At 65.2% G+C, this 16,776-nt stretch carries 14 protein-coding genes and 1 riboswitch; of the genes, 7 read left to right on the forward strand and 7 right to left on the reverse strand.

All coding sequences use genetic code 11. The features are described from left to right. Positions 1-268: 268 nt before the first annotated feature. From AC5RU3_RS11625 to AC5RU3_RS11640, 4 genes are all read right to left on the reverse strand, one after another. Positions 269-1,351, reverse strand: a complete 1,083-nt coding sequence (locus tag AC5RU3_RS11625) for an adenylate/guanylate cyclase domain-containing protein (protein WP_309124374.1) — start codon at positions 1,349-1,351, stop codon at positions 269-271. 52 nt (positions 1,352-1,403) lie between these two features. Next, on the reverse strand, positions 1,404-2,012 hold the full coding sequence (locus tag AC5RU3_RS11630; protein WP_493965624.1) for a PH domain-containing protein: 609 nt from the start codon (positions 2,010-2,012) through the stop codon (positions 1,404-1,406). 39 nt (positions 2,013-2,051) lie between these two features. After that, the gene (locus AC5RU3_RS11635; RefSeq protein ID WP_493965625.1) at positions 2,052-2,936 is read right to left on the reverse strand and encodes a biotin--[acetyl-CoA-carboxylase] ligase; all 885 of its coding nucleotides are present in this window, start codon (positions 2,934-2,936) and stop codon (positions 2,052-2,054) included. Positions 2,937-3,028: 92 nt separating this feature from the next. Next, the gene (locus tag AC5RU3_RS11640) at positions 3,029-3,877 is read right to left on the reverse strand and encodes an SDR family oxidoreductase (RefSeq protein ID WP_493965626.1); all 849 of its coding nucleotides are present in this window, start codon (positions 3,875-3,877) and stop codon (positions 3,029-3,031) included. Between the two features lie 231 nt (positions 3,878-4,108). Between AC5RU3_RS11640 and AC5RU3_RS11645 the strand changes: the two genes are divergently transcribed. The 7 genes from AC5RU3_RS11645 (at position 4,109) to AC5RU3_RS11675 (ending at position 13,503) form a co-directional block, all read left to right on the forward strand. Continuing rightward, positions 4,109-5,743, forward strand: coding sequence for an acyl-CoA carboxylase subunit beta (locus AC5RU3_RS11645; RefSeq protein WP_493965627.1), 1,635 nt, complete (start codon positions 4,109-4,111; stop codon positions 5,741-5,743). Beyond that, the gene (locus AC5RU3_RS11650) at positions 5,740-5,970 is read left to right on the forward strand and encodes an acyl-CoA carboxylase subunit epsilon (protein ID WP_493965628.1); all 231 of its coding nucleotides are present in this window, start codon (positions 5,740-5,742) and stop codon (positions 5,968-5,970) included. Before AC5RU3_RS11645 ends, AC5RU3_RS11650 begins: the two co-directional genes overlap by 4 nt. Before the next feature lie 168 nt (positions 5,971-6,138). Continuing rightward, positions 6,139-6,213, forward strand: a riboswitch (cyclic di-GMP riboswitch). A gap of 16 nt (positions 6,214-6,229) precedes the next feature. Then, the gene (locus AC5RU3_RS11655; protein WP_493965629.1) at positions 6,230-7,474 is read left to right on the forward strand and encodes a glycosyl hydrolase; all 1,245 of its coding nucleotides are present in this window, start codon (positions 6,230-6,232) and stop codon (positions 7,472-7,474) included. Between the two features lie 209 nt (positions 7,475-7,683). Then, positions 7,684-9,306, forward strand: a complete 1,623-nt coding sequence (locus tag AC5RU3_RS11660) for a DUF885 domain-containing protein (protein WP_493966024.1) — start codon at positions 7,684-7,686, stop codon at positions 9,304-9,306. A gap of 136 nt (positions 9,307-9,442) precedes the next feature. After that, on the forward strand, positions 9,443-10,834 hold the full coding sequence (locus tag AC5RU3_RS11665) for a dicarboxylate/amino acid:cation symporter (protein ID WP_309124373.1): 1,392 nt from the start codon (positions 9,443-9,445) through the stop codon (positions 10,832-10,834). A 117-nt stretch (positions 10,835-10,951) separates the two neighbouring features. After that, positions 10,952-11,572, forward strand: a complete 621-nt coding sequence (locus AC5RU3_RS11670) for a Maf family protein (protein WP_309072719.1) — start codon at positions 10,952-10,954, stop codon at positions 11,570-11,572. Between the two features lie 125 nt (positions 11,573-11,697). Further along, positions 11,698-13,503 (forward strand): acetyl/propionyl/methylcrotonyl-CoA carboxylase subunit alpha, encoded by a 1,806-nt coding sequence (locus AC5RU3_RS11675; RefSeq protein ID WP_493965630.1) that lies wholly within the window; start codon positions 11,698-11,700, stop codon positions 13,501-13,503. 47 nt (positions 13,504-13,550) lie between these two features. On the opposite strand, the gene AC5RU3_RS11680 is transcribed toward AC5RU3_RS11675, so the two are convergent. Genes AC5RU3_RS11680 through AC5RU3_RS11690 form a run of 3 tightly spaced genes read right to left on the reverse strand, consistent with a single transcriptional unit; the run spans position 13,551 to position 16,637 of the window. Then, complete coding sequence (locus AC5RU3_RS11680; protein WP_493965631.1) at positions 13,551-14,627, reverse strand: squalene cyclase; 1,077 nt, start codon at positions 14,625-14,627, stop codon at positions 13,551-13,553. Beyond that, positions 14,620-15,450: a hypothetical protein gene (locus AC5RU3_RS11685; RefSeq protein WP_493965632.1), complete on the reverse strand. Its 831-nt coding sequence runs from the start codon at positions 15,448-15,450 to the stop codon at positions 14,620-14,622. Before AC5RU3_RS11685 ends, AC5RU3_RS11680 begins: the two co-directional genes overlap by 8 nt. Next, on the reverse strand, positions 15,447-16,637 hold the full coding sequence (locus tag AC5RU3_RS11690; protein WP_493965633.1) for a serine/threonine-protein kinase: 1,191 nt from the start codon (positions 16,635-16,637) through the stop codon (positions 15,447-15,449). The genes AC5RU3_RS11685 and AC5RU3_RS11690 overlap by 4 nt, the downstream gene beginning before the upstream one ends. Between the last annotated feature and the right edge of the window lie 139 nt (positions 16,638-16,776).

A 16,776-nucleotide genomic window follows, 5' to 3' on the forward strand; every position in this document is an offset into this window, starting at 1 on the left:
GATACAACAGCGCACCGCTCACCACAGCAACACTGACAGCGGAAACCGTAGAGACAGACAACGCGCGCTTGTGCTTCGTCCTGAAACGACGCAGACGGTTCAGCAGGTTCACAAATCTTCCCCGAATGAGACTCTTACCTGGCGTCCGAGACCACAGCGGACCACCGGCTTAATGCTTGGATGCAGACAGTCTTTCATGCTTGTTCAAGACCGCACCGCCGGGTGGGGACTTGTACCCATCAGCTTGGGGAAGAGGAAGAGTGCTGGATCAGTCCAGAACCAGACCTGTTCCCGTTCCGCGGGCGAGCGTCACGGGGTGCACCTCGCCGAACCCCCGGACAGTCCGCGCTTTGTGCGGCATGAGGACGAAGCGGTCATTGTCGCGGAGAGTCGCGGCCGTAGTTGCATCGATGAGTACCGTTCCGGGCTCCGCCAGGGACGTCAACCGGGAGGCAAGGTTCACGGTAGGGCCGTAGATGTCCCCCAGCCGGGACATGATTCTGCCCCAGACCATTGACACGCGGGCGGACGGCAGCAGTTCGTCCTCGGTGAACGCCTTTGCCAGTGCCAGCGAGATTTCCGCACCCGCCTCTGGTGTTTCGGCAATGTACAGCACTTCGTCGCCGATCGTCTTGACCAGGCGTCCACCACCAACGGAAATGATCTCCGCACACTTGTTCTCGAACCGCTGAACCAGCTGGGCCAGCGTGCGTTCGTTCATCTGCCGGGAAAGACTCGTGTAGGACACCAGATCCGCAAAACCCACAGCCCGCGCCAGCGGCAGCGGCGCGTCGTCCTCGGTTCCGTCGTGCCCGGCGGTGCTCGAAGCGAGCCCGGACTCCGACCGCACCGCCAGGCGCTGAACGGCTGCGTTCATCTGCCGCCGCCAGGCATACACCAGTGTTTCCTCGAGGGGTTCGATCAGCTGCGGCAGTTCAGCGACGAGATTGCGGCGGGCGGCGGCGTCGGAGATTCCGCGCTGAACCACCATCTCCTCGACGAGCGCCTCGATCTGCCACACCACCATGCGGTCGGTCATCTGCCCGATGGCCCGGGTGATCGAAATGGCAGCGGATTCGGTGAGCTGCTCCTTGCGCACCAGCTCGATGATGGTGGTCAGGGCCGCCATGTCCTTCTCGGTGAAGGCGACGTCGTCATCCCCGATGTTGGGAAAGCCCATGGCTCGCCAGAGCTTTCGCGCCGACAGCAGCGACACACCCGCGCCGGAGGCTACCTCGCGCCGACGCAGGGTACGTTCCGACCCCAGCAGTTCGACTTCAAGCTTGCGGATGGCATTGCGGTCCAGCTTGTCCGGCGGAGGCGGAAGGTCCGCGCGCTTGATGACCGGCATGGACAGCGTCATCGGCTCATCAGGATCGTCCTCGAAGGAGCCGGCGCCGGCTTCAGTTCCATCCATGCCGTTGTTGGCGCTCATCACCGCTCCTGTCCCATCCGTCGTCGTCTGTTCCGTCCATCGACTCAGCTTCCATATCTACACCATCGAACATGGCGGTCAATGGGAGCTCCCCGATCGCTGTGACCATGTACTGCTTGAAGGTATAGACCTGCGGAACCTCGCGAAAGGACAGGAATCTGTCACGCCCCAGGTCGATGATGAGGCTCCCTCCGCGGGTGAACCGCTCCATCAAACTCTGTTCGATGATGATCTGGAAAATCCCCGTGAGCCGGACCTCCCGTTCACTGCGGCGGGAGAACCCCGCCCGCCGGATCAGCCGGCGGCTCGTCAGGATGTACCGCGTTCCTGCCCACTGCAGGAGTGGACGGATGAATACGCGGAACAGAAGCAGCAGCGCAAGGACAAGGATTCCGGTGACCATCGCCGGGGCCCACTGTTCCCACCCGAGGGGTAACTGCGAACGGCTGAACATGCCCAGCCCGAAGCCGCCGGCGGCGAGGATCACCAGGGCTCCGCAGAAAGGAAGGATCAACCGCCGCGGATCAGGCCGGGTGCGCACCACGACGTGCTCCCCCGGTTCCAGCCTTATCCGCATGGCCGTCCGTTCGGTGAATCGCGCATTGTTCCGGTGCCCCTACCGCGTCAGCGGTCGAAGATGTACGACGTCGCCCGCTGAGACGGTGTGCCTCTCGCCGTCTTCATCACGCACCACCAGGGCACCGTGCGGGTCGAGGTTCATGGCACGACCGGTGATGACCGAGCCGTTCGGTAGATCCGCCTGAACATCCTGGCCAAGCGTCGCCATGCGGGCGCTCACCCGGGTCAGGAGGGAGGTGCCGTCTCGCCAGGGGCGGGAGGCGTCACCGTCGACCGCGGTGAACTCACGGTAGTGCGCCTCGAGGCGACGCAAATAGGCCTTCAGCAGGACATTGCGGTCGGTGGTTGCCGCGTATTCGAGAAGGAGGCTGGTGGCGGTCGGCACGGGAAGTTCCTGGTCCGTGAGGCTGACGTTGACGCCTGTACCGACGACGACGGCGGGAGGCTCACCGTTGGCTCCCGGCACGAGCTGGGCGAGAACACCGGCCAGCTTTCGTCCGTCAACGTGGACATCGTTGGGCCACTTCAGCTGGGGGGAGATTTCGGTGCGTTCCTCGATGCTCTCCGACAGCGCGAGCGCCGCAAGCAGCGACATCCACGCATAGCTCTGGGTAGGCAGGGGACGCCCTTCAGAATTGTGTGGACGCAGCAGCACGCTGACGATCAGCGAGGAACGCTCCGGCGCAGTCCAGGTACGCTCCATCCGGCCGCGGCCGGCTGTCTGCTCTTCGGCCGTCAGCACGCTCAGGTCCGGCCACGCCGCCGGTTCCTCGGTGGCGTGACCGGCGAGATCCGTGTTGGTGGACCCAGTGGCCTCCAGCAGGTCCAGCCGGCTGAAGGGACCTCGCGGGCTGCACAGTGCCTCACGCAGTCCGGCCTCGTCCAGGCCGGGACGTTCCAGGTTGGAATAGCGGGATCTCATACGTCCAAGCCTACTGGCCGGGGGCCCGGCACTGAGCGTCGGCCTAGGTGCGGGGCCACAGCGGGGCTGGGCGCAGGATGAAGCGGAAGCGGCTACAAAAAAATGTCCGGTATCAGGCGGTCTTCCGGGGCGCCAAGGCTGTACCGGCTGAAGTCCGTCACTCCCTCCTGCCGCAGGACCTCCTCGTCGGTGAAAAAGTTCCCGGTGCATTCGCTGGCCGGCCGGAGCAGCACCGCGTGCGCGGCATCCGCGACGATGTCCGGTGTTCGCGCCGCCTTGATCAGCTCGGAGCCGCCGGGCATGGCACGGACGGCAGCTGTGTCGATCAGGGTGCGGGGCCAGAGCGAGTTGACAGCGATCCCCTCGCTGCGCAGCTCCTCCGCGAGCCCAAGAGTCGTCAGACTCATTCCGTACTTGGCCATGGTGTAGGCGAGGTGCTTCCCTGCCCAGGTTGGATCGAGATTCAGCGGCGGTGAGAGGGTAAGGATGTGCGGGTTGGTGCCCTTGCGCAGGGCGGGCAGCGCAAGCTTGCTCAGCAGGAACGTACCCCGAACGTTGATGTCCGCCATGAGGTCGTAGCGCTTCATCGACACGTCAGGAGTCTTCGAGAGATCGATCGCCGAGGCATTGTTGACGACGACGTCGATGCCGCCGAACTCGGCGACCGTCGCCTCCACGGCCAAGGCAACGTCGTCGTCGTTCCTTACATCGCCCACGACGGCGAGCGCGCGCCCGCCTGCCGCGCGGATCTGATCCGCAGCGGTATGGACAGTGCCTTCCAGGCTCGGGTGTGGTTCACCGGTCTTGGCGAGGATGGCGACGTTGGCGCCGTCCCGGGCGGCCCGCAATGCTATGGCCAGGCCGATACCCCTACTGCCGCCGGACATCAGGATGGTGCGCCCGGACAGGGTGCGGGGAACAGGAGCGCCGTTGCCAGTCATACGGGACACCCTAATGCGGGGAGAGGGCGGAAAACCTAATTGTTACTCGCGGGTAACTTCGGCGCCTGCGCTAAGTCTTTCGAGGAGTTGTTGTAGGTGTTCTACAGCCATAGGCACCATTTTGCTCACTAGACTGGGCGGAAAGCTCTGTTCTTTGGAGGAAACCTACTTAAGGGGACCTGCGGAACTGACTACCGGCAGCCACTCAAGACATCAATCGGAAGAGACTCGATGCAACCTGAAACGCTTCCCCTCGACCAGGACGCAAGCATTCAGGGCGACACCGCCCCGGACCTGCATACCACGGCAGGCAAGCTCGCCGACTTTCGACAGAGGCAGGAACGTTCGCTGGCGCCGTCCGGCGCTGAGGCCATCGCCAGGCAGCACGCCCGGGGTAAGGGCACGGCCCGCGAGCGCATCGAGATGCTGGTTGACGCCGGCTCTTTCGTCGAGTTCGACGCCCTCGCGGTGCACCGCTCCACCGCGTTCGGCATGGAAAAGAAGAAGCCTCTCGGTGACGGCGTCGTGTCCGGATATGCCACCGTGGACGGCCGGCAGATCGCAATCTACAGCCAGGACTTCACCGTCTACGGCGGGTCGCTCAGCCAGGTCAACGGCGAGAAGATAGTGAAAGTGCAGGAGTTCGCGCTCCGGAACGGCTGCCCGGTGGTGGGAATCAACGACGGCGGCGGAGCCCGCATCCAGGAGGGTGTCGCGTCCCTCGCGATGTTCGCCGACATTTTCCGGAACAACGTGCACGCTTCGGGTGTGGTCCCGCAGATCTCGCTGATCATGGGGCCCTGTGCCGGTGGCGCCGCATACTCCCCCGCACTGACTGACTACGTGGTCATGGTCGACAAGAGCTCGCACATGTTCATCACCGGCCCGGACGTCATCAAGACAGTCACCGGTGAAGACGTGGATATGGAAACCCTCGGCGGGGCGCGCCAGCACAACTCGACCACGGGAACCTCCACCTATCTCGCTTCCGATGAGCAGGATGCCATCGACTTCGTGCGGGAGCTGCTCGACTTCCTGCCCTCCAACAACCTCGCCGAAGCACCGCTGGCGGAGTTCGCCGAGGAACTTGAGCTGAATGAGCTCGATTCTGCACTGGATCAACTGATCCCCGACTCAGCCAACCAGCCCTACGACATGCATACGGTCATCTCGACCATCGTCGACGACGGCCACTTCCTGGAGATGCATTCGCTGTACGCGCCGAACGTGCTCATCGGCTACGGCCGGGTCGAGGGTCACACTGTCGGGATCGTCGCGAACCAGCCCATGCAGTTCGCGGGCACCCTGGACATCGCAGCCTCCGAGAAAGCCGCCCGGTTCGTCCGTCACTGCGACGCCTTCAACATCCCCATCCTCACCCTCGTCGATGTCCCGGGCTTCCTGCCCGGTAAGGACCAGGAGTTCAACGGCATCATCCGCCGCGGCGCCAAGCTGCTGTATGCCTACGCGGAAGCCACCGTCCCGAAGCTGACGGTCATCACCCGCAAGGCCTACGGCGGCGCCTACATTGTCATGGGCTCGAAAAAACTCGGCGCGGACATCAACCTTGCCTGGCCCACTGCCCAGATCGGCGTCATGGGCGCGCAGGGGGCAGTGAACATCCTCTACCGCGGCCATCTGAAGTCGGTTGCCGACGCCGGCGGCAACGTCGAAGCCGCCCGCGCCGAGGTGATCAACCAGTATGAGGAGGAACTCCTCAATCCCTACCAGGCCGCCGAGCTTGGTTACGTCGACGCGGTGATCGCTCCCTCCGATACCCGGGTGCAGATAGTCCGCGGCCTGCGCGCGTTGCGCGACAAGCGTGCGGCCCTGCCCGCCAAGAAGCACGGAAACATCCCGCTATGAGCACCGAAACCATCCCCGCTGAGGAGAACGCTCCCCTGTTCCGGGTGGTGGCCGGGAACCCGACGCCGGAGGAGCTGGCGGCCCTCGCCGTCGTCGTGCTTGGACTGGAAGAGAACGACGACGGCGACCGCACGCCAGCCCCGCACCGCACCTGGATTCGGCGGGACCAGCTGCGGCTGGGTCCGCGCCCCGGGCCGGGATCCTGGCGACGGAGCGCGCTTCGGTAGCCTCCGAACCACTTCGGCTGACGGTTCTGGCGGGTGCAGCACAACCTGCGCCGATCCTGCGTTCCGGTTGATCGGGCTTACGGTCTAACTTGAGGCTTCCGGTGCAGAATTGGTGCAGTGCCGCAGGACGCAGCGTTCATGCGGCAGGACAGCACGGGCATCGGCCCGCGACGATAAGGGCAAACCCGGTGCGAGCCGGGGACGCAAAGCCACGGGACCCCTGCGGTCAGCCGGGTTACCGATCAGCGAAAGTGTCATCATGGTTCCCACCCTGCCCTCAAGCCCGCGCCTCCTGCGACTGCAACGCCTTGTCCTTTTGGTCGCTATCACGGCTCTCTGCGCCCTGGGCTTGGCGCTACCCGCGCAGGCATCCGCTGCCATCAGTCTCAGCAGCGGTTCGGGAGAGGCCGGATCGACTGTGACAGTCAAGGGCTCCGGCTTCCCGAAGCGTGCCAAGGGCACCGTGACAGCAGGCACCAACACCGCTCCCATGACCGTCGGCGGTTCCGGCTCCTTCCAGACGAGCATCGTCATACCGTCCGGCTCGTCCTTGGTCGAGGTCATTGCCACCGCCGGTGCTGTGTCGGCGTCGGCGGTGTTCGTCGTCGTCAGTGCGCAGCCCAGCCCTGACCCGGAACCTGCAGGAAGCGGCAAGAGCATTCGCTTCGGGGTCGGGACCGCGTCGGGTCCTGCGGCAAACGCCGAACTCGACGCGGTCGCCGCAATCGCCGGTGAAGCACCCTCGCTCGTCCTCTCCTATAAAGACTTCAATCAGGCTCCCCCTATCGCCGAGCTCGAATCGGTTCGGGCCCGCGGAGCGGAAACCCTGCTCACCTGGGAGCCCTGGACCTGGGGAGGCGGGGTCGACCAGTCTGCCTACTCACTGGACCGGATCGCCGCCGGAGACTTCGACGCATACCTTCGCGACTGGGGATACGCCCTGCGTGATTGGGGACATCCCGTATATCTCCGTTTCGGACATGAGATGAACGGCAACTGGTATCCGTGGGCCGAGGGCGTGAACGGCAACGGAGCCGGTGACTACATCACCGCCTACCGCCACGTCCACGATGTGGTTGCCGCAACGGGAGCGTCCAACATCCGATGGGTCTGGAATCCGAATGTGCCCTACTGGGGCTCAACGCCGCTCGCGCAGCTCTACCCCGGCGATAGCTACGTGGACCAAGTGGCACTGGACGGCTATAACTGGGGTACTTCCCAGAGCTGGAGCACATGGCAGGAACCCGATGCCCTGTTGGGTGAAGGTCTTGCGCAGTTGCGGCAGATCGCACCCGGGAAACCTGTTGTAATCGCCGAAATTGCTTCGGTCGAACTGGGCGGCTCCAAGGCGGACTGGAACAGGAAGCTCTTCGCGTACGTCTCAGCGCAACCCGACGTCGTCGCGCTCCTCTGGTTCCACATCACCAAGGAGGCGGACTGGCGGATCGACAGCAGCGAATCCTCCGCTACCGCTTTCCGGGAGGCGCTGGCAGCTCGACGCTAGCCGGCCCGCCCGGTGCTTTCACCTCGACACGGCACGCAACACGATCCGGTCACGATCCCGGCTCTGGGTCGACAGCACTGTGGCCGGGGGCAACAACGTGCCGTTAGGCTCTACGGGTGATCAACGAGACTCCCACTGCAAACCTGACCGCTGTGGCTCCCACCCGCTCCCAGACGGCAATCGACGCCGTCGCCGAGGCCTACACCGAGATGCTGTTGCAGCTCGACCCGGGATTCGCTACCCAGCTGGGCCTGCCCGGCCACGAGACAGAATACCGGGACTACTCCCCTGCCGGACTGGAAGCCTTTGCGGAAGCCACCCGGGAAACCCTGGGCCGGCTGGATGACCTGGAGCCCACTGACGACGTCGACGCCGTCACCCTGGACGCGATGCGTGAACGTCTCGGCCTGGAACTGGAGATCCACGAGACAGGGCTCAACCTCGCCAACCTGAACAACATCGCCTGCCCTGCGCAGGAAATCCGCATGATCTTCGACCTCATGCCGACGGACACCGCCGAACAGTGGGGCCACATCGCCGGCCGCCTGTGCAACGTGCCGGACGCGATCGGCGGGTACATCACCTCACTTCGCGAGGGGAAGAACCGCGGCATCCTGCCTGCTGCACGCCAGGTCCGCAACGTCATCGAGCAGGTGACGGTGTATGCGGCCGAGCGCGGCTACTTCGATGAGTTCGTGGGCGGCGCCACCACCGGCGACGACGGCGGTCTCCCGGACTCGGTGCGCACGGATCTCGCAGCGGGCGCAGAGGCAGCACGCGGCGCCTACCTGCATCTGCGCACGTTCCTCGAGGAAGAACTGCTGCCCGAAGCTCCCGAGAAGGACGCCGTCGGGCGCGAGCATTACTCGCTGATGTCCCGCCAGTTCCTCGGCGCCACAGTCGATCTCGAAGAGACGTACCAGAGGGGCGTTGAGGAACTTGACCGGCTCATTGCCGAGCAGGAAGCCGTCGCCAACGAGATCAAGGAGGGCGCCTCCATCGAGGAGGCCATGCGCATCCTTGACGAATCGCCTGAACGCCAACTTCACGGAACCGACGCTTTGCAGGCCTGGATGCAGGGGCTGTCCGACCGCGCCGTCAGCGAACTCGCCGGCGTGCACTTCGACATCCCGGACATCATGCGCACGCTCGAATGCATGATCGCACCCACCAAGGAAGGCGGCATCTACTACACGGGTCCGAGCGACGACTTCGCCCGCCCGGGCCGCATGTGGTGGTCGGTTCCCGAGGGTGAGGACTCCTTCACCACCTGGAAGGAAACCACCACGGTCTACCACGAGGGCGTTCCCGGACACCACCTTCAGATCGCCACCGCCACCTTCCAGCGCGGGCTCCTGAACTCCTGGCGCCGCAACGCCGTCTGGGTTTCCGGACACGGTGAAGGGTGGGCGCTCTACGCGGAGCGGCTCATGGAGGACCTCGGTTACCTCAGCGATCCCGGGGATAGGCTCGGCATGCTGGACGCACAGCGGATGCGGGCCGCGCGCGTGGTCTTCGACATCGGCGTCCATCTGGAGCTTGAAATCCCCGAACGGTGGGGCTCGGGCACCTGGACGCCGGACAAGGGCTACGAATTCCTGAAGAAGAACATCGCCATCAGCGAAGGTCAACTCAACTTCGAGTTCAACCGCTACCTCGGCTGGCCGGGGCAGGCACCTGCGTACAAGATCGGCCAGCGGCTCTGGGAGCAGATCCGCGACGAAGTGAAGCAGCGCGAAGGCGACTCCTTCAACCTGCGCGACTTCCACACCCGCGCACTGAACCTCGGCTCTGTGGGCTTGGACACCCTGCGCAGGGCGCTCCTGAGCTAGTTCTCCCCGTTGACTTGGCAGGACACACCCCGAGAGGCATTCCCGAGGGGTGTGTCCTGCCGACCCATTTGGTTCAACATGAAACATTTCGCAATAAGCAGTTTGTTTGTTAGAGGAACGAACCTACTGTTCTCGGGTGACTTCAGAAACTTCCGCTCCGGCGTCCCGCAGGTTGCCCCGCTGGGTAACCTCCTTCGGACCGCAAATCATCGCTGCCCTGATCGTTGGCCTCGTGCTTGGCCTGATCGCCAAATACACCGGCCACACCGAAGAGACACCCAATGCCCTCGGCACAACCCTCGCCACCATCGGTTCGAGCTACGTCTCGCTTCTGAAGGCCGCCGTCGTACCCCTGATCTTCACCGCGGTGGTGAGTTCGATCGCCAACCTCCGTGCCGTCCACAACGCCGCGCGCCTGGCCGGGCAGACGCTGCTCTGGTTCGCCATCACTGCGCTGATTTCCGTGGTGATCGGCATCGGCCTTGGGACAATCTTCCAGCCGGGTGCCAACACGAATGCGGCGCCTCCGAGCGAGTACACCGGCCGCACCGGTGACTGGTGGGCCTTCCTGACCGGCCTCATCCCCGCCAACTTCCTCGGCCTGCAGGCCTCGTCCAGCGTGGACGACGCCGGCGCGATCACCACAGGGCTCAACTTCAACGTGCTGCAGGTCCTGGTGGTCGCCGTCGCTATCGGCATCGCCGCCCTGAAGGTGGGCAAGCCCGCCGAACCGTTCCTCGCACTGAACGCATCGGCTCTGGCCGTCATCCAGAAGGTGCTCTGGTGGATCATCCGGATCGCGCCGATCGGTACCGTCGGCCTGATCGGCAAGGCAGTGGCTGTGTACGGCTGGGACACCATCGGTTCGCTCGGCAAGTTCACCCTCGCCATCTACGTGGGCCTGGCACTGGTGCTGTTCGCCGTCTACCCCGTCCTGATCCGCGCCCATGGTCTTTCGGTGAAGCAGTACTTCTCCGGCGCCTGGCCGGCGATCCAGCTCGCGTTTGTGTCCCGCTCGTCGATCGGCACCCTGCCCCTGACGCAGCGGGTGACCGAGCGGAACCTGGGCGTGCCCCGAAGCTACGCATCCTTCGCCGTACCCCTGGGCGCCACCACCAAGATGGACGGCTGCGCCGCGATCTACCCTGCCATCGCAGCGATCTTCGTGGCCCAGTTCTTCGGCATCCAGCTCGACTTCGGACAGTACGTGCTGATCGCTCTGGTCTCGGTGCTGGGTTCGGCCGCGACCGCGGGTACTACCGGTGCCGTCGTCATGCTGACCCTGACACTCTCCACGCTGGGTCTGCCGCTTGCAGGCGTCGGCCTGCTGCTGGCGGTCGACCCCATCCTGGACATGGGCCGCACCGCGGTGAACGTTGCGGGTCAGGCCCTGGTTCCGACGATCGTCGCGAAGCGCGAAAACCTCCTCAACACCGAGCTCTACAACGCACAGCGCACGGGCGACCCATTCGTGGATGACACCCCCACGACGGACGCAGCTCCCGAGCTGGTCGAGACGAAGGCCTGATCTCCCGAACCTCCGCGTTGAGTTGGCAGGACACGCCCCTAATGGGAACCCTTTCAGGGGCGTGTCCTGCCAACTCGTTTGTGTTTAAGGGCGGCGCGGAACACTAGGCTGGTTCGCATGACCATCCGGCTGATCCTCGCTTCCGCTTCCCCTGCACGCACCAAGCTCCTCGCCGAGGCCGGCATAGCCCATACCGTTACCGTGTCCGACGTTGATGAGGATGCCGTCACCGCAGCGCACGGTACTCCTACGCCCTATGACACGTCCCTGTTGTTGGCCCGCGCCAAGGCAGAGGCGGTTGCGGCGTTGCCTGAAGCGCAGGGAGCCCTCGTCATCGGCTGTGACTCGGTCTTCGAGTTTGAGGGCGAGGCGCACGGAAAACCGTACGAACCCGACGTCGCACGGGAGCGCATCAAGCGGATGTCCGGCTCCTCCGGAACCCTCCACACCGGCCACTGGCTCGTTGATACCCGTAACGGCACCGGGCTTGGTTCGGCATCCGGCGCGGTGGCATCGGCCGAGGTTCACTTCATGCACCTGGCCGATACGGAGATCGATGCCTACATCGCAACCGGCGAGCCGCTCCACTGCGCCGGCTCCTTCACGATCGACGGACGGGGCGGAGCCTTTATCCGCAAGGTCGACGGCGACCCCCACGCCGTAGTCGGCCTCAGCGTGTCCACGCTCCGGGAACTGCTCCGCGCCGCGGGGGTCAGCATTACCGACCTTTGGAATTAGGACCAGCAGTCTTTTGTAGCTTCCCTACAAATAATGACTCCTCAACACGGGGAATCGGCATGGTTTATGGGCGGTAGCAACAAAACCGCGCTAGGCTCCCAACAGACCAAAAGGAGCCCCTACCCATGAGCGAGTCGATGTCCGCACCTGCCGCCGCGCCTGTCACCAAAGTACTGATCGCCAACCGGGGCGAGATCGCCGTTCGTGTGATCCGGGCAGCCCGTGATGAGGGCATCGCGTCGGTCGCCGTCTACGCCGAGCCCGACCGCGACGCACTGCATGTCCGCCTCGCCGACGAGGCTTATGCACTCGAGGGCAACACTGCGGCGGAGTCCTACCTGGTGATGGGCAAGATCCTCGACGCGGCGGCCCGCAGCGGCGCCGATGCCATCCACCCCGGCTACGGCTTCCTCTCCGAGAACGCCCAGTTCGCGCAACAAGTGCTCGACGCCGGACTCACCTGGATCGGCCCCTCCCCCTCATCCATCGCCCAGCTCGGCGATAAGGTTCAGGCTCGCCACATTGCCGAAAAGGTGGGTGCTCCCCTGGTTCCCGGAACCAAGGACCCGGTCGGATCCGTGCAGGAAGTCCTCGACTTTGCCGACGAGTTCGGTCTCCCGCTCGCCATCAAGGCCGCCTACGGCGGCGGCGGACGCGGCATCAAGGTTGTCCGCGACCGTGAGGAGATTGCAGAGGCCTACGAGTCAGCGGTTCGTGAGGCGACCGCGGCGTTCGGGCGCGGTGAGTGCTTCGTCGAGCGTTTTCTGGACGCACCCCGCCACGTTGAGACCCAGTGCCTCGCCGATGCGTACGGCAACGTCGTCGTCGTTTCCACACGTGACTGCTCGCTCCAGCGCCGTAATCAGAAGCTCGTCGAGGAAGCCCCCGCACCGTTCCTGAGCGAGGACCAGAATTCCCGCCTGTACGAGGCGTCGAAGGCCATCCTCAAGGAAGCCGGCTACCAGGGCGCGGGCACCTGCGAATTCCTGGTTGGCCAGGACGGCACCATCTCCTTCCTCGAGGTAAATACCCGTCTTCAGGTTGAGCACCCGGTGTCCGAGGAAGTCACCGGCATCGACCTGGTGCGCGAACAGTTCCGCCTTGCCCGGGGTGAGAAACTCGGTTACACCGACCCCGCTGTCCGCGGCCACTCCTTCGAGTTCCGCGTCAACGGCGAAGACGCCGGTCGGGGCTTCATGCCCGCACCCGGTACCGTGCAGACGCTGAAGCTGCCCACCGGCCCGGGTGTCCGGGTGGACTCGGGCATCGAGGCGGGCGAAGTAATCGGTGGAAACTTCGATTCGATGCTGGCCAAGCTCATCGTCACCGGGGCCACACGCACCCAGGCCCTGGAGCGGTCCCGACGGGCGCTGGCAGAGATGCAGATCGACGGCATGCCGACCGTGCTGCCCTTCCACGCCGCTGTGGTCAGCGACCCGGCGTTTGCACCTGCGTCGGGTCACTTCTCGGTGCACACCCGCTGGATCGAGACGGAATTCGCCAACACTATCGCCCCATGGACTCCCGACGGCGGAACCGACAGCGCGGCCGACGACGCGGACGCCCGGCAGCGCGTGACCGTTGAGGTTGGCGGCAAACGGCTTGAGGTCGTGCTGCCTGCTTCGCTCGGCATGTCCAACGGCAAGTCGTCCGGCAAGGCCGCCGGGAAGTCCAAGAAGGTTGCCCGATCACGAGCAGGTGCCGGTGCCGCTGCCAGCGGTGACGATCTCACGTCGCCGATGCAGGGCACGATCGTCAAGGTTGCGGTCCAGGACGGTGACCAGGTGTCCGAGGGCGACCTCATCGTGGTGCTCGAAGCGATGAAGATGGAACAGCCACTGACTGCGCACAAGTCCGGCACGCTGTCAGGGCTGACCGCTGCACCGGGCGACACCGTGTCTGCCGGTGCCGTCATCGCCGCGATCAGCTAGCCCGGTCAATCAACTGTGGTCACCTAGCTAGGGTCAGCTAGCTGGAGTCAACTGAGGCTCTGCTGCGCTCCTGCAGCTTGTGGGGCAGGCGCGCTTGCTGTGCTGGGCTCGGATTCGTCCGGAGCCTTCACAGCTGACGCATCGGCCGTGTACGGAACTGACTCGTTCCACCAGGCAAGGGCGCGGACGGCATAGAACGTCAGCCACGGGGACGGCTCTCCTTCCGGTGCGTCCAGCTCGAACCAGACTCGTCCCGGATGGCGGTGACCCTGGATCCAGCGGCCGTCCGGTTGGCGGGCGGCCTGAATGACCTCCATAGCGTCGGCCAGGCGCGGGTCAGGCGTGCCGCCGTCGTACAGCGTGGCTGCGCGGAAGTAATCCACCGCGTTGAGTGCACTGTAGAACCACCGGAACGGGTAGGCGAAGCGGGTGGCCCAGGCTCCCACCGGCTCGCCCGTGGACAGCCGGTACAGCAGGCGGCGTTCCAGCAGGTACTCCTCCCCTTTCCGGCGCGCAGCGCTCAACGTGTCGGAGCGGCCGGTGACGGTCTCGTAGTAGAGCAGGCCCTTCAGCACGTTCAGGGTGGAGTGGAATGAGGACCGCTCTGAGCCCTCCACCCACTCACAGTTCCAGCCGCCGTCGTCCAGTTGGTGGTCCGGGAACCACTGGGCGAGCCGGCTGACGTCGGCACCAAGCCACGCACCGTTCGACAGCGTGTAGGCATTGATGCAGCAATCCACCTCGCCGTCCCAGTAGGGCAGATTGTCATACTCCCACCGGCTATTTTCCGCGAGCAGCTCGGCCGTTCCGGAGAGCACCTTTGCGTCCAGCCCCCAGTCACGCAGCGTGTTCAGTGACCATGTGGTAGCGGTGTAGGGTTGCCCTGCCTCAAGGTCGGCTTCGGGTCCTTCGAAATCGAAGTCCGCCGGGAAGTATGCCCCGCCTGCCCATTGGCCGTCCTCATCCTGGTGGGCCAGCAGTTGCGCACCCAGTCCTTCCGCCGCAATGCTGGCGCCCGTTGCCTGCCACTGCGCAACAGGTGCTCCAACGAGGTCTCGCTGCACCTGCCAGCGCAGGGCCGGATCGGTGTCGAGCAACCATTCCAGAAGGTTCAGCTCAGTCATCGCTGCTCCGTCCTCGTCCGCGGCCCTTGCCGCCGTCATCTCTTTCGATCTCTCCATCCCCGGCCTCGACCTCGAGCGGAAGCGAAACGACGGGGCCCGCTCCTCCATTGCCTACGCCGTTCCCCGCTGTACCGTTCCCCGCTGTACCGTTCCCCGCTGTACCGTTCCCCGCTGTACCGTTCCCCACTGTCTCGTTCCCCGTCACACCGCTGCCGGAGTTCCCTGCGGTGCCCGGGACGCTGTTCGGGGAGCCGCTGTCGGCCCCACTCCCCGATCCGGTGCCGGAGCTCCCGGAGGAGTCGACGGGCTCCGGTGCAGGTTCGATGACGACCGGCCCCGGTAGGTCAGCGGCCTCGACGGGCGCAGGAGGCGCAGGTTGCTCCGCGGGTTTCGGGATGTCGGTTGGATCGGTTGGATCGGTTGGAACAGGTTCGGATTCGGGTTCCGGCTCCGGCGCGGGCTGGGGTTTGGGAGCCGGTGCCGCCGGGTCCATCGGAGACGCCATCGGCTGTAGATCCAGCGGTGCCGGTGCCGCACCGGACCGCACCAGCCGCTCAATAAGTTGCTCCACACGCTGAAGGATCATCACGGCGCGTTCACCCGTGATCTTCCCCTCCATCTGGGCGGTCCTCACCCGTGCCGCGAGTTCATGGGCTGCGGCGACAGCATCAGCCGTGTCACCGCGGGCGGTGAGGACCGCTATCTGCTGCACCTCGGATTGCAGCTCCTGCGCCACCCGGGACTCGATCGGCGGGGCAGAACACCCGCTGAACATGAGCACGGAGGCGACCACCACAGTGCTCAGGGCAGCGCGAATGATCACGGCTGCACGCTCTCATACAGACTGTCCAGCAGGGCACCGGTGCTCCCCGGGATTGTGGGCAGAGGTGTGGGTCCCGGCCCAGGGTTCATGTCGAAAACCATCATCAGGACCGCGAACATCAAACCCACCAGCACGACGACGGCGGCCAGCGCCCGCGCGCGCAGTCTCACCTTCACCGAGGCCCGCCTCGCCTCCGCAGGGCGGGAACTTGCTTCACTGTCGTCGACCTCGGGCCGGTCGAGGGTGAGCTGCTCCGAGAACCTGGCCTTCGTGGCGGTTAACCGCTCTTCGGTGCCGGCCGGGGCGGAGGGTGCCGCCGTCGTCGTCGTTGATTCGGTGGCCGGTGTCGGGAGAGGGCCGACGGCCGTTGCGGGGAGGTCCAAGGCGCCGAGGCGCTGGACAATTTCCGCCGCGCTTGGGCGGTCGAGCGGGTTATCGAGGGTCATGGCGGTAAGCAGTGAATGCCAGCCGCGGCCGAAGGTCTCGGGGATCAGGGGCGGGCGGCTCAGCCGGGCAAGGGCGCTCTCCAGACCGGCGCCCGGGAAGGCGGGCGCTCCGGTGAGGCATTCGATCAGCAGCAGGCCCAGCGCGTAGATGTCGGTGGGCGTGCCGACCCGATCGCCGCGGGCCTGTTCGGGACTGAAGTAGGTGGCCGTGCCGATGAGGCTGCCGGTCGCGCTGACGCGGCTGCTGGCAAAGAATCGTGCGATGCCGAAGTCCGTGAGGAGGAAGCTGAAACTGCCGTCCGCTGCTTCCGTACAGCGGGTGAGCACGTTCGAGGGCTTGATGTCCCGGTGCACGATGCCCTGAGCATGGATGTACTCGAGGGTGCGTGCAAGGTCCAGGCCGGCCGTGACAGCCCGTTCGACGGGGAGCGGGCCCTCCCGGAGCACTGCCCCAAGGTCCGAGCCCCTGACGTATTCCATGACGAGGTAGGACGGTTCGAGCCTCGCGCATTCGGCGTCCATGTCCAGTACCCGAACCAGGCCCGGGTGGTGAAGGCCCGCGAGCATCTTCGCCTCGCCGGACCCCCGTGCCAAGCCCTCGGCAGATCCGCGGCGGAACATTTTCACCGCGACATCCCGGTGCAGCCGGGTGTCCCGTGCGCGATAGACGTCGGCCATGCCGCCAACGCCGATCACCCGATCGAGGACGTACCGTCCGCTCGCGAGCGTTTCCTGATTCATGCCCATCCGCTCCCGCCAGAAAAGGTAAGCCTGTGGACTATTTTGCGGTGAGGTCCCTGCGGAAAGCTTGGGAAGAGGCGGTAGTGGGCTAACGCAAAAGGCTCCCGGCCAACAGTTACCTGATGGCCGGGAGCCTTCG

This window comes from Arthrobacter sp. MDB1-55 (genome assembly GCF_059092925.1).